The 13,321-nt window shown below is 47.1% G+C and carries 9 protein-coding genes; 5 read left to right on the forward strand and 4 right to left on the reverse strand.

Going from position 1 to position 13,321, the window contains the following annotated elements; genetic code table 11:
• Positions 1–84: 84 nt before the first annotated feature.
• The 3 genes from QUB64_RS06865 to QUB64_RS06875 form a co-directional block, all read right to left on the reverse strand.
• Complete coding sequence (locus QUB64_RS06865) at positions 85–1,899, reverse strand: CHASE2 domain-containing protein (protein ID WP_333267106.1); 1,815 nt, start codon at positions 1,897–1,899, stop codon at positions 85–87.
• 151 nt (positions 1,900–2,050) lie between these two features.
• Positions 2,051–3,154 carry a FecR family protein gene (locus QUB64_RS06870; RefSeq protein WP_333267108.1) on the reverse strand — a complete coding sequence of 368 codons (1,104 nt, stop codon included), beginning with the start codon at positions 3,152–3,154 and terminating at the stop codon, positions 2,051–2,053.
• 422 nt (positions 3,155–3,576) lie between these two features.
• Positions 3,577–3,774: a hypothetical protein gene (locus tag QUB64_RS06875; RefSeq protein WP_333267110.1), complete on the reverse strand. Its 198-nt coding sequence runs from the start codon at positions 3,772–3,774 to the stop codon at positions 3,577–3,579.
• A gap of 53 nt (positions 3,775–3,827) precedes the next feature.
• Here QUB64_RS06875 and petP point away from each other — a divergent pair, with 53 nt between their 5' ends.
• On the forward strand, positions 3,828–4,031 hold the full coding sequence (gene petP / locus QUB64_RS06880) for a cytochrome b6f subunit PetP (protein ID WP_332947776.1): 204 nt from the start codon (positions 3,828–3,830) through the stop codon (positions 4,029–4,031).
• Between the two features lie 241 nt (positions 4,032–4,272).
• Positions 4,273–5,373, forward strand: coding sequence for a Get3/ArsA fold putative tail anchor-mediating ATPase NosAFP (locus tag QUB64_RS06885; RefSeq protein WP_333267112.1), 1,101 nt, complete (start codon positions 4,273–4,275; stop codon positions 5,371–5,373).
• Between the two features lie 294 nt (positions 5,374–5,667).
• Here the strand turns inward: QUB64_RS06885 and QUB64_RS06890 are convergent, their stop codons facing one another.
• Positions 5,668–7,728, reverse strand: a complete 2,061-nt coding sequence (locus QUB64_RS06890) for an elongation factor G (protein WP_333267114.1) — start codon at positions 7,726–7,728, stop codon at positions 5,668–5,670.
• 551 nt (positions 7,729–8,279) lie between these two features.
• Between QUB64_RS06890 and QUB64_RS06895 the strand changes: the two genes are divergently transcribed.
• From QUB64_RS06895 to QUB64_RS06905, 3 genes are all read left to right on the forward strand, one after another.
• On the forward strand, positions 8,280–11,231 hold the full coding sequence (locus tag QUB64_RS06895) for a CHAT domain-containing protein (protein ID WP_333393996.1): 2,952 nt from the start codon (positions 8,280–8,282) through the stop codon (positions 11,229–11,231).
• Positions 11,232–11,237: 6 nt separating this feature from the next.
• Positions 11,238–11,666, forward strand: coding sequence for a hypothetical protein (locus tag QUB64_RS06900; protein WP_333267119.1), 429 nt, complete (start codon positions 11,238–11,240; stop codon positions 11,664–11,666).
• A 221-nt stretch (positions 11,667–11,887) separates the two neighbouring features.
• Positions 11,888–13,213 (forward strand): hypothetical protein, encoded by a 1,326-nt coding sequence (locus QUB64_RS06905; RefSeq protein ID WP_333267121.1) that lies wholly within the window; start codon positions 11,888–11,890, stop codon positions 13,211–13,213.
• The last annotated feature ends 108 nt before the right edge of the window (positions 13,214–13,321 follow it).

Genomic DNA, 13,321 nt, shown 5'->3' on the forward strand with positions numbered 1-13,321 from the left:
CCAATGCCCCATGCCCTATGCCCTATGCCCCATGCCCTATGCCCTATGCCCTATGCCCTATGCCCCATTCCCCATGCCCAATGACTAATGCTTTTCGCCCAAAATAGCATAAACCACCGTTTCTTCTTTTTTGCCGCGCAATTGAATCGCTCCTACTTTTTGGCCTTCGTAGCGATCGCGCACGTAAGCAAAAGTTCTCCCCGTCACCAACAAATTAAAAGGACTGTCAGACACAATTTCCTTATTCATCGCCTCCAATCTAGCAGCAACATTGACAGCATCGCCAATTACAGAATAATTCAAACGCCGGGAACCGCCGACGCTACCGGCAACTAACTGTCCGGTATGCAAACCTATGCCAAACTTAATTAAAGGTTTGCGTTCAATTCTAAGCTGCTGATTAATTTCGTGCAGCTTTTCGTGCATGGCGATGCAAGCAGCCACGGCATTCAAAGCATCTTGTTGAATTTCGCAATATTCTGTGTGGCAAAAAGGCACGCCAAAAACTGCCATAATTGCATCGCCAATGTATTTATCGACAACGCCGCCGTGATCCATAATACAGTTGGTCATTGCTTCCAAATAATTGTTCAGCCAGGTGAGCAAATCTCGCGGCCGCATTTTTTCGGAAATCGAAGTAAAACTGCGAATATCCATAAACAGCACAGTTGCTGTAAGTTCTTGAGGTTCGAGTTCTCCCTGTTCAAATATCTCAGCTTTGCGTTCCCAAATAAGCTGAGCAGTTTCGGGGGCGACGTGTTTTTCAAATAACCTCATCAACTGCTGTTTTTCGTATTGTTCGCGCAGTTGCAAAGCTGTGCCAGCTAAAATTAGGGTGCCGATGGGTGCAGCAACGGGAAGCCACCAAAAATAGAAGCCAAATAACACAGCAGCAGCCACAATCCAAATTACAGGTAAACCGAGGGCGATCGCAATTCTTTCTTTAACACCTCGGTTGCATAAAACTGAAGTAGTAAGCGGGCCAATCCCCAACAATAACCAAATTTCTACCGCTACGGGCAGCCGCTTTAACAAGCGCTGATTGAGCAAATTGTCAACCAAAGCTGCATATAAATAAACCCCAGCAGTAGTCTTGTTGAGAGGTGTAGATATCTCGTCAAAACCCGTAGCGACTAGCCCGACTAAGACTAATTTATTAGCTAAAGCACTTTCAGGAATTCTGCCTTCTACAACATCCACAAAAGCATAGGTGGGTAGATTTTCTGTTTTCCCGGGCCAGTTAACCCAGACTGTTTGTTCCTGCACATTTTGTGGCTGCGGCAGCAATACAGGATTTTGCGGGTTAGCAGCGTTGTACCTCTGAGTCATTGCTAAACCGAAGTTAGGAATGGAGTCGAGAAATATTTTTGAATCGCGGCTAATCCCGTCGCTGTTGGGTTCGTGCATGATATGTCCGACACCTGCGGCGGCTGCTTTTAAAGATGCTACTGGTTGTTCTTTGGTGGTTCTTGGGAGTACAACTTTGCCGTTGGTGGCGATCGCGGCGGCTAACATTTCATCTTTGGGACTCGGATCGAGGAAAAGAATGTCAAAACCAACTGCTGTGGGGGGAGATTTTTTCAGGGCTGACAGTAATGCGGCGTAGCGATTGCGCGGCCACGGAAATTGACCGTATTCCTGCAAGCTTTGCGGTTCGATCGCAATTACCGCAATTCTGGAATCCCAACTCGGATTTGGCAAAATTCCCGATTCTCGAATTTGAAATAGGGTTTTGTATGCCAAATATTCCAGGGGTTTCCAGATTCCCAATTGCAGCAGGGCTACGGACATTATGCCTGTTACAGCGCCTGTCAGCCAAGGAGGATTTGTGATGAGATATTGTCGGATGCCAATGAGTTGATTGTGTTTGAGATGCTCGATCAATTGTTTGAACTTCATTCAATTAATTTGACGCAATAATTGACCTTCGATGCGGATGTTTCAGATTAGAAGACCGGGCGGTTGAAACCGCGTCTATACCAAAACCCAGCGAGCGAGGGGTTGAATACCAGCAGGTTAAAATTACCAGAAAGAATTGGTTGAAAGTTGTTTAGGGAACTGCGAGGTTGTAATGCTTTTCTCTGACTGACGATCCTCTCACTACAATTTTGAGGCGGCGGCTGGCAGGTAAAATTCCTTGGATTTTGAAGTTGCCTTCTCGATCGATCTTAATGGCTTGGTTGTTGACATAAATTATGTCGATCGGGTTAATTTGACCGCTGAGGCGATAGATATTGCCGTCGAGTCTCGACAAACTGCGGACTGTGAGTTCGGCTACGCGAGGACTCGCTGAGGGGGCGACGGGCGCAGTTTGAGAGAAAATTGCTGTGGCGGTGCCACCGTTGACAACTACTTCCGAGTCGGTGCTGCCGGATACTAAGACTGCACCTTCAATTGTTTCGACTGCGGTTTTGCCGTCGCCGACGCTGACGCCAAAGGAGGTGCCGCGGACTCCGGCAACGCCTTCTGGGGTTTCAACCCTGACTGGGGCGGTTTTGGCAGATTTTTTTTGTTGGGCAATTTGACTGGTTTTGCCGAGTCCGCTGAAGGTATTTAGGGCGGCAATCAGGTTTGGCGGGATAATTGCTGAGGTTTTAGCTGCGGCTGTTGGCGCAGGAGTTTTGCCGATCGACAATCTGACTCGTCCCCTGCTGACAAAAATAGCTGTGTCATTTTCGCCTGCACTGCTTGAGGAATCGGATATTCTGACTGCGGTTTTTTCGGCAACTTCCACGATGCCGGTGTTGTTGTCGATCGCTAACCGGGCTGTGGAATTGGGGCCGGTGATGATTTCGTCTCCGGGGGCAAGCAGCCGATCGCCCACGACGGCGGGCCGCCCTTTAAAGGTGACTGTACCGCGAATTTCTTTAATTTCGAGCGATCGTCGCCCCACTGTTCCTTGAGCCTCGATCGTGTTTGTTGGGGATGGATTCGCCGCCGCTGTTTGCGGATTTTTGGGAGAGTTTGAGGCTGTTGGTGCTGCTGGCGGTCGATCGACCGAGACTATTTTAGTAGGGTTTGACTGCTGTTGGGGGGATGGAGAGAGCGGACTGGCGATCGTAGAGCGAAATGCCGGCAGACAGGCCAGCACAGCTAAGGACAAACTTAGGAGCGGAATTTTGGTCGATCGCCAGCACGTAAAAATTTTCTTCATAATTTCAATTTTGTCATCTTGAAGTTCCTCGACTTCATTTTCTCTATTAGACTCCTTAAATCCGGCAATCGTTCCATTTTTTCTGCCATAAAACTGCCGCCCAAATAAGCTTTCTCAGCAGCAAAGCTTAGCATTAAATTTTCTTTTTATTGTCAGATTTTAGTAAACTGTTACAACATGGCAGTTTCCTAAAATCTGATGTGCGCCAAATTTTGCCTTCCCGACTCAAAGTCTTTCGCAGCAGGAGATATCGCCGATCTCAAGCTTTAAAATCGAATATTTATATATAGCACACATAAAATAAATTACTGCTGGTGAAGGTATTTTGCCTTCGGCCGGAAGGATGACTAATTGGGGAGAAATCCTGTAGTTGTGGCAATTAATAAAAAGATGCCCTTTGCTCAGCGATAAACAATAATTATCTAAGTGGTGCGGCTGGCTCTGGGAGTGGAGCTTGTCACTGTGGAACTCAACGCCAGCGAACCCGAGCGACAAGGGAGCAAACATCGAGCAACTCCGACTAGAATACCGTCTTTTAGGGAAAGTCGATCGAAATTTCGGTGAAAAATCATCGCGGGCGATCGCGCTTGGTGGTGTTGCTGCTCGATCGTTCCCCCCAAACTGTAAAATGAACGCTTGTATATATGTTATGTAGAGCAGGAGAACAATTTCCGTGGCAATAGAAGTAGGTCAGAGAGTTAAGGTGCGCCGTCTCAGAGATCGGATACCTGCAAATATGGTGGGCAAGATAAAGGAGAATCCAGTAGGCACTGTTGATGGATTCAGAATGGTTGATGGCAGCGGAGTAGGTGTGGTTGTCAAGTTTGACGTTGGTTTTGCGACTTGGTTCTTTGAGGATGAGCTAGAAGCCGTTTAGCAAAAGGAAGTTCGGCAGCGGATTTTGTAACGGATGTAGCGGATGTAACGGATGTAACGGATGTAACGGATGGATACTGAGGTTTCAGGGAAAAAGGAAGATTTTTTCAATTCTCCCATTCTCCCATTCTCTCGTTCTCCCGTTCTCCCGTTCTCCCGTTCTCACGTTCTCCCGTTCTCCCAATCTCGATGGCCGTTGCGCTTAAATGTTAAGTAGTAAGCTTTGGCACTGAGAACAGAAAATGGCTTTGATTTTGACATTTTTGGGCAAAGGCGGCACTGGCCGCAGCACGATCGCGATCGCAACAGCTAAAAAATATGCGGCTCAAGGCAAACGAGTTCTGCTGCTCGGCCAAGATCCGGGCCCTGCATTGGGTATTCTGCTAGGAGTTCCGCTGACTCCCACCCCGCAGGAAATCTCCCCGAACTTCAAAGCGGTTCAGGTGCAAAGCGCGCCACTGCTAGAACGCAGGTGGGACGAAGTTAAACAATTAGAAGCGCAATATGTCCGCACTCCGTTTTTCAAGCAGATTTACGGGCAAGAATTGGGAGTGTTACCGGGGATGGACAGCGCGCTGGCGTTGAACGAACTTCGGGAATACGACGACAGCAAACAATATGATGTCATTGTGTATGACGGTAGCGGCGGGATGGATACGCTGCGGATGCTGGGAATGCCGGAAATTTTGAGCTGGTACATTCGCCGGTTCCGTCAAGCTTTCGTAGATTCGGATTTGGGGAAAAATTTAGCTGTGTCGCCTTTTATTCAACCGATTGTCAGTACCGTGTTGGCGGTGGATATGTCGGGAGATAATGCTTTTCAATCTACGAAGCAAGTCGATAATTTTTTGGATAAGGGTAAGGATGCGCTGGCAGATCCGAACCGCACGGCGGCTTATTTGGTGACAACTGGAGATGCAAGTGCGATCGCCACTGCGCGCTATTTGTGGGGAAGTTCTCAACAAGTTGGTTTGACTGTCGGCGGTGTAATTGTCAATCAAGCAGCGGTGAGTGAAGCTGTTGCTGCGGATTTCGATCCTTTGACGGCGGTTGCGGTGCCGGCCCACAGCGATAATAATTGGCAGCCGTTAATTGATGCTTTGCCAGATTTTTCTCAGGCTGCGAAAGCTCCTAAACCGATTAACATTAACACTGCACAGCGTTTAGTGAGTTTGTTTTTGCCTGGGTTTGACAAGAAAGAAATTAAATTGATTCAATCCGGGCCGGAAGTGACGATCGAAGCAGGCGATCAGCGGCGCAATATTTTGCTCCCTCCGGCGCTGACTGGAAAGTCTGTGACTGGTGCTAAATTCCAAAACGGTTACTTGATAGTTTCTTTTTAGCAGTTAAATCCCCGGTTCGTAGTGAGGACTTTAGTCCTTCTTCACCCACAAAGAGAGGACTGAAGTTCCCACTACAAACCCAGGTTCGTAGTGAGGACTTTAGTCCTTCTTCATCCACAAAGAGAGGACTGAAGTCCCCACTACAAACCCAGGTTCGTAGTGAGGACTTTAGTCCTTCTTCATCCACAAAGAGAGGACTGAAGTCCCCACTACAAACCCAGGTTCGTAGTGAGGACTTCAGTCCTTCTTCATCCACAAAGAGAGGACTGAAGTCCCCACTACGAACACTGCTAACTAACTTTTACCGTTACCATTCCCATTACCGCCAGTCGTTAGCAAAACCCGCTTAGCCAAAGGTTCCGGCACTTCTTGCAAACGATCGAACTCCCAGTTAAAAAATCCCACACCCATCGTCTGCGATCGCAATTCTACGATTAAATCCTGCATTTCGGCGATCGGCAAATAAGCCGAAACAGCATCCCATCCCTTCCAATCTTGTTTACCCTCGTAGCCGAGAATTTGGCCGCGGTGTCCGCTGACTAATTGCAACACCTTTGATGTACACTCATTCGGAGCGCAAATTTCCACTTTGGCGATCGGCTCCAGCAAAGCAGGTTCGCACTTCGCCATTCCCTCCTGCATCGCCAACCGCGCCGCCTGCTTGAAAGCTTGTTCCGAACTGTCAACGGAATGATAGGAACCGTTCGTCAGCGTCACCGATACATCTACCACCGGGAAACCCAGCGGGCCGCGATCCAAATACTCGCGCACTCCCACTTCCACGCCGGGAATATACTGTTTTGGAACAACTCCGCCGACTATTTTGTCGCTGAAATTGAAACCTTCTCCGCGAGGCTGCGGTGCGATGTCGAGGTACACGTCACCAAACTGTCCGTGTCCCCCGCTTTGGTGTTTGTAGCGCCCGTGGATGGAAGATGCCGGTTTGCGAATGGTTTCTTTGTACGGTACTTGCGGTAAGTGAGTCGCCATCGGTAAGTTATACTTGCGGCGCAACCTGTCTAAGGCTACTTTCAGGTGGATTTCACCTTGACCCCAAAGTATAATTTCGTGGGTGTCGCCGTGCTGTTCCCAGAGTAAAGATGGGTCTTCTTCGAGCAATTTAGCTAAAGCGGAGCTCAGCTTAACTTCATCGTTGCGCTTTTCCGGGACGATCGCCAGTGCGTAGACAGGCGAGATGATTTCAGCTTTTGGCAACAATTCGTCTGAACCCAGCGTATCGCCTGTTTTCAAGCCTTCCAGCCTCCCCACAGCCACAATTTCCCCGGCACTGGCGGACTGCAAACTTTGCGTTTGTTGGCCGGTCAAGCGGTACAAACCGTTAACTCGAACCCCGTTCAAAACTGCTCCATCTGTCAGGGTTCCCCGCCACATCCTCACTAACGATAGTTTGCCTCCCTGCGGCGTGTAATAGGTTTTGAGGATTTGACCCAGAACGTTGCTCTCGCTTTGTATAATAACGCGCCGTTCTGCTGTAGTTTCCGGTGTCGGCGCTTCTCTGAGTAAAGCTTCCAGCAGGGGCCGCACGCCGAAATCTTGTTCGGCGATACCGATGAATACGGGCACTATTAAATCCGCGCCTAATTCCATCTTGAAATCGCGGGTAATTTCTTCGACATCGGGATTGATTTCTTCCAGCAATTCTTCGAGTAAATGGTCGTCAAAATTGGCTAATTCTTCGAGCATTTCCTGCCGCGCCGCGCTTTCTTGTGCTTTGAGGTGTTCGGGAAGCGGGACGGGATCTGCGGGTGCGCCCGGATGATAGTGGTAAGCTTGTTCGGTTACTAAGTCGATAAAACCGATGATTTGTTCGTTTTTGCCGATCGGGTATTGGTGAGGTACAATTGGTCTGCTGGAAACGGATTTGAGCGCATTGATGACATCGGTGAAGTTGCTGCCGCAGGTGGTTTCGTCCGTGCAAGCGCGATCGATCTTATTGATGAAAACTAGGTGCGGAATTTCCCAATCGTCGAGGAATTTGAACAGCGGGGCGAGGGTTAAAGTGCGATCGGCAACCGGTTCGCAAACAATCACGGCTGCATCGACACCGATAAGTGCATTGTAAGTTTCTTGGGCAAATTCGATCGAGCCGGGACAGTCAAGAAATGTGAAGCGGACGTTTTCGTATTCAGCGGTAGCGCAGTTTACTTCTACGCTCATTTTGCGATCGCGCGCTTCCGGCGAACTATCACCTACCGTATTACCATCCTTAACATTTCCCTTGCGAGTAATCGTCCCCGTCACCGACAGCAAACTTTCCAGCAGAGCGGTTTTACCGCTTAAATAAGGGCCAACAATTGCCACATTTCGCGCGGCCGCAATGACATTTTCATTCATATTGCCTCCTACAGAAAGTGAAGGGGAAGGGGAAGGAGAAGATGATGATTCAGGAAAAAAACTTGTGTTTGTGGGTTTCTCCGATCTCTTCCCTTTTGAACGTGAAAACTTATATTTGTGATTGTTCTTAGTTTAATCTTAAAGGGAGACACTAATTCATTAATTACTATGAACTATTAAGTAGTTTTGTAAATTACTTCAACTCACGCACAGCCAGAAACCGGGTTTCTTCCAAAATATTCTTAATATATCCTAAACAGCACCAAATATGTAGGGGCGGGTTCGCCCAAAATTCCCGACAAAAAACGAACATTCTCATAAACCCGCCCGCCCCCACCAACAATACAAATGTACCCAATCCGTAGGGGCGGGTTCGCCCAAAATTCCCGACAAAAAACGAACATTCTCATAAACCCGCCCGCCCCCACCAACAATATAAATGTACCAAAAATTGAATGTTCATCTAAATAATCGCGGGGACAGGGCGGGTTTATGAAATTGTTTGTCAGTTTCATAGATGGTTGGTGAACCCGCCCCTACAAGATTTTGGAATGTTTCTTCATAAATCAATTCCTCAGCCTTCATCTGCCACAAAACCGCGATTCAACCTCCACCCAACCCAAAAATCTGCTACAATCACCAACAACACATCATCCACCCAGCCAATGATCCGCAAAATTTGGCAAACAATCCTCAACCTGTGGCGGAAAATATTCCCGCAACCCAAACCACCAGCACCCCCACCGCCAACTCCGATTCGCTCTTTTGGGGAATACGAACAGAAATTCATGGCACTGTTAGAGGGAGTTGAACAAGGCTGGAGTCGCGGCGATATAAAAGGCTTTTTAATCAGCAGCAAAATCAAAGATGCTGAGTGGAAAAAATGGCTGCAAGAATTTGGAGAAAGGTTGCTGGTATCCCCGGAAACGAATTTAGAATTGGGTAGGCGCATGGTGCGGCTGGGTGCGGCAAATTGCGGGAGAATCAGTGAGGTTGCTGGCAATATCGGCAGGCAATTGTTGGCTGGGGAGAGTTTGAATCGGACTCCTCCGGATGATTCATCTATAAGTGAAAATATTGTTACTGAATTGGTCGCAAGGGAGAGTTTGAGTGTTTCTACAGATAATTTATCTGTGGTTAACCAAGGTGACTCAACCTCGCAGTCAGAATCTATAGGAAGAGAAATCAATAAAGAAGCAGAAGAATTATTTAACCAAGGAAAAGAACGTTATTATGCTGGAGATTTACAAGGGGCGATCGCAGCCTACGACAAAGCCTTAGAAATTGACCCCAAATACCACTGGGCCTGGCACTGGCTGGGCGCTACCCTAAGAGATTTGGATCGCGACAGTGAGGCGATCGCAGCTTACGAGAAAGCCTTAGAAATTGACCCCAAATACCACCATGCCTGGAACGGGCTGGGCAATGCCCTAAATGATTTGGGCCGCTACAGTGAGGCGATCGCAGCCTACGAGAAAGCCTTAGAAATTGACCCCAAATACCACTTTGCTTGGAAAGGGCTGGGCGCTACCCTAGGTGGTGTGGGCCGCTACAGAGAGGCGATCGCAGCCTTCGAGAAAGCCTTAGAAATTGACCCCAAATCCCACTATGCCTGGAACGGGCTGGGCGTTACCCTAAATTATTTGGGCCGCTACAGTGAGGCGATCGCAGCCTACGACAAAGCCTTAGAAATTACAGGCGATCAATTCTGGATAGCTTGGGTAAATCGAGGTTTTGCATTTGTCAACTCCGGGCGCTACATTGAAGCCATTCAAAACTGGGATGAAGGCTTAAAGAAATATCAGCCCAGCAACCACGACTATCGCAAAGCTTGTGGCAAATTGCACCAGCAAAAAGGCAAGGCACACTACAAACACGGCAAACAAACAGCCACATATTTTGAATCTTTCCACAAAGCCAAAGCCAGCTACGAACAAGCCCGCGAATTTTTGAAATCGCCCCTGATTCCCGAAGCTTATTTAGAAGTAATGCAAGGCTTAATTACCGTCTGCCGCAGCTTGGGAGAACCCAAAACCAGCGACTACCTTACCGAAGCTACTAACGCCTTAGAAAATTTACTTTTAGATCAAACTCACCCGGAAATCAAACTGCGACTCCAGCGCAAATTTGCCGGACTTTACCAATTAGAAGTCGATACCCTCGTCAAGTCGGGCAACCAGATAAATGCACTAGAAAAAGCCGAAGCCAGGAAAAACTTTTGCCTGCAATGGATGCGCGCAGCTTCGCCCAACCGCACCGACAGCCCGACTTATCTGCAAATCCGAGACTTGCTGGCAAACAACACCGCCACAGCGATAATTTACTGGCATCTCAGCCCAGTTTCCCTGACAGCTTTTATCATTACCCCAGACAACTTTCAAACAATCTCCACACCAATCACCGATTTATTCCCAAACTCCAAAAATCCGAATTTAGAAAACTGGCTAAAAGACTGGAAAACCAACTATCAAAATTACTGCAAAACTAGCAAAGAACAAAGCAAAGAATCCCATCCCTGGCGGCAATCAATGACAGCGCAATTGCAAAAACTCGCTGACATCCTCAAAATCCCCGAAATTTGCACCCACCTCACCAACATCCAACACTTAATCTTAATTCCCCACCGCGACTTGCACCTCCTACCCCTAGATGCCCTGTTTCAGCCTCCCTTCCTAGTGCCGCAACAGCCTGCTGAACGTGGCGAGCAAAACCGCACAATTAGCCGCCTCCCCAGCGCTCAAATTGCCATCCTTCAGCAACAGCAACAACCCACGGAAACAGTGCCAAATTCACTGCTGATGGTAGAGCATTCCCAAGGCAAAAGTGCCTTAAAATACACCGAAATCGAAGCCGCCGCCATTAGTCAATTTTACCCGACTCAGCGCCCATCGAATGCCGCCACAAAAACCGCAATTATTCAAGCACTCAAAACCAATCAAGGCATCTTTCATTATACAGGTCACGCCTACCACAACACCGAAAAATCCGAAGCTTCTGCGTTAATCCTAACCAGCGGCGAAGAATTGACATTGACCGACATTTTGCAGTTAAATTTTGTCAACTATTACCTAATCTGCCTCAGCGCTTGCGAAACCGGCTTCACCAAAACAGGCGAGTTAATCGATGAATTCGTGGGGATAGCGAGCGGCTTTTTGCCAGAAACCAACTATGTTATCAGCACGCTGTGGCGAGTGGACGAGCGTTCTAGCGCTTTGTTAACGATCTATTTTTACCAGTTGTTGCAGCAGGGAATCCAGCCGCCCGCAGCCCTGCAACAAGCCAAAGATTGGCTGAGACAACTCACGAATGCTCAGCTAGGCGAGTGGTACGCTAGCGAGTTGTTGCCGCTGCTGGAAAAAGCTGAACTTGAAGACAAAATTGACATTCTATTCTTCTTTGAAATGGAAGCCTCCGAATTGCAAGAAAATTTAGCTACAATAGATGAGAGACCTTACGAGCATCCCTATCATTGGGCTGCTTTCACTATCACCGGCAACGGCTAAACTAATATGACTTCTCAAGAATTTACCTTATCAGAATTTAAGCAGTTTGCGCCCAAAGCTTTTTTAATTTCCCTCGCTAAATTTGAAGGAACTCTAGCACCTGAGTTGATAGCAGAAGTGAATGAAATAGGCACGGCTTTAGTCGGCGGCGATGTGAAACAAACATCTCAACTTATTTATGTGGCTCAGAAAGATGCTGCTTTTTACGAACTTTTTAAGCAGGCTCATAAGGAATTGCGACAAATTGACAAAACGAATGAAAAGAATAAGTATCTTGCCGAATTAGATGACAATACACCTTCGCGTCAGGCTACTGATGATTTTAACAATTTTTTGGCTCCTCCGCTGACTGATGCCAATCCTCAGAATGCGGCGAAGAGGTTGTTGGGAAAGGCTAGCGATTTGGTTGAACGGGTTTATCGGTTGAAGTTTTGATTTGTCGAGTTACGAATTGAGACTCAAGAAACCGGGTTTTTTCCAAAGTTTAAGGTGACAAGCCAGGATTGTCATAAAAACCCGGTTTCTGCCTCCGCGACAGCCAAATCTAAGAAACCGGGTTTTTGCCGAAATTTAAGGTGAAAATTCGGGATTTGGGAAAAAACCCGGTTTCTGCCTCCCCGATAGGCATCCAGAAGTAACCGTCAGGAAAAGATTTTATGCTGAAATTAGCTGACCCTACCCTAAATTTATTTACCTACACTCTCAAACAAGGGTTGGGTGTCGAAGCATCGGAAACTCGCAAAATTTATCGCAGATTTTTAGCTGGTTTGTCCGAACAACTGCACAAAAAGCTAAATGTTTCCTTTACTCCTGAAAATAAACGAAATTTTCTGGCTGTAGATGAGATAGAAGTAGCAGATTTACCATTTACAGGAAATCTGGATAATCATCAAGTCAAGGGCCGCTACCGCCGCTGGAATGTCAGTGACAATTACCAACTTTTATTTGATGGCTATGTTGATGACAAGTATGAAACAGACAAAGTTATTAAACTGATTGAAAACTTGCAGTATTTGACTCCTGAATTGCCGAAGTTGGAAAATATTGGGAAAACTTGGATGCTTTCGGGTTGGCTGGAATCGGGAACTGATGCGGAGGCGGAAGAACTTGCAAAACAGGCTTATAAGTGTTTGTTTAAAAAAGATGGTGTTCCTCAAGGAATTGGTGAGTTTTTAGGTGGGAAAGTCGCTGAGTTTTGGGGCGATAAGATTGAGGATAATTTGCAACTGTTGGTAATTTTATATCCCGATGAAGCTGCTTTTCGGGAAGGCACTGATTTTTATACAAATTGGCTGGATTTGCTGTGCTTCCGCCATAAAATTATCTGGGCTTATGAGAACAGTCTACTGTTAAAAGAGCGTTTGGTGACCAACTACAACCAAATTGTGGCAATCAGAAATACTTCTAGGTTGAATCTCCCGCAATTGTTGGAGGCGATGGGAAAATTGTCTCAGTTTGCGATCGACCTTAATTACCTGGAGCTGCAATACAGTACAATTAAGGTGAATCTGGAGAAGTACGAGAATAAGCTGGCCGAGATGCAGGCCAAGGCTAGACCTACTGACGATTTGCAGTTTTTGCAAGTTTTTTGCGACAATGCTAAAACCAAGTATCCGAAGCAGATTAAAAAAGATATTGACAATTTCCGTCCGTGTTTGGAAATTTTGCAGAGTTTGACTGATACAATTAGAGGGACGGTGGAAATTAGGAAGGCTGAGGCAGATCGCGCTTTTCAAAATATTGTCGGTATTGTCGGAGTCGGGCTGTCTACTGGCGGTACGGTAGCCTCTGCAAGTGCTAATTACAAAACAGAAATCGAAGCCAATCCCGCTATCAATACTGCGATAAATACGCTGTTCCCGCTTTTTGAACCGGGTTCGGGTTTGAGAATAGTTATGGGATTTACGATTCTATCAGGAGTGGCGGCTAGCTTAATGACTGGGATAATTATAGCTGTTTGGCAGCGCATTTTCCGCCGTTAGTTTGGATTTGCTTCACGCATTTTTATCGCTTGGTGGCGAGAAACCGGGTTTCTATGAAGGTTTGGGTTGAGTGCGAGAGATTTAGGGAGAAACCCGGTTTCTGGGATT

The sequence above is a fragment of the Microcoleus sp. Aus8_D2 genome (assembly GCF_036702665.1).
In the GTDB taxonomy this organism is placed as follows: Bacteria; Cyanobacteriota; Cyanobacteriia; order Cyanobacteriales; family Microcoleaceae; genus Microcoleus.

What these genes read in the sequence shown, in the direction of transcription:
- QUB64_RS06900 (WP_333267119.1), top strand. Translation starts at nt 11,238, where the DNA reads ATGACTTCTCAAGAATTTACCTTATCAGAATTTAAGCAGTTTGCGCCC.
- QUB64_RS06870 (WP_333267108.1), bottom strand. Translation starts at nt 3,154, where the DNA reads ATGAAGAAAATTTTTACGTGCTGGCGATCGACCAAAATTCCGCTCCTA.
- QUB64_RS06885 (WP_333267112.1), top strand. Translation starts at nt 4,273, where the DNA reads ATGGCTTTGATTTTGACATTTTTGGGCAAAGGCGGCACTGGCCGCAGC.
- QUB64_RS06890 (WP_333267114.1), bottom strand. Translation starts at nt 7,728, where the DNA reads ATGAATGAAAATGTCATTGCGGCCGCGCGAAATGTGGCAATTGTTGGC.
- QUB64_RS06905 (WP_333267121.1), top strand. Translation starts at nt 11,888, where the DNA reads ATGCTGAAATTAGCTGACCCTACCCTAAATTTATTTACCTACACTCTC.
- QUB64_RS06895 (WP_333393996.1), top strand. Translation starts at nt 8,280, where the DNA reads ATGTTTCTTCATAAATCAATTCCTCAGCCTTCATCTGCCACAAAACCG.
- QUB64_RS06865 (WP_333267106.1), bottom strand. Translation starts at nt 1,899, where the DNA reads ATGAAGTTCAAACAATTGATCGAGCATCTCAAACACAATCAACTCATT.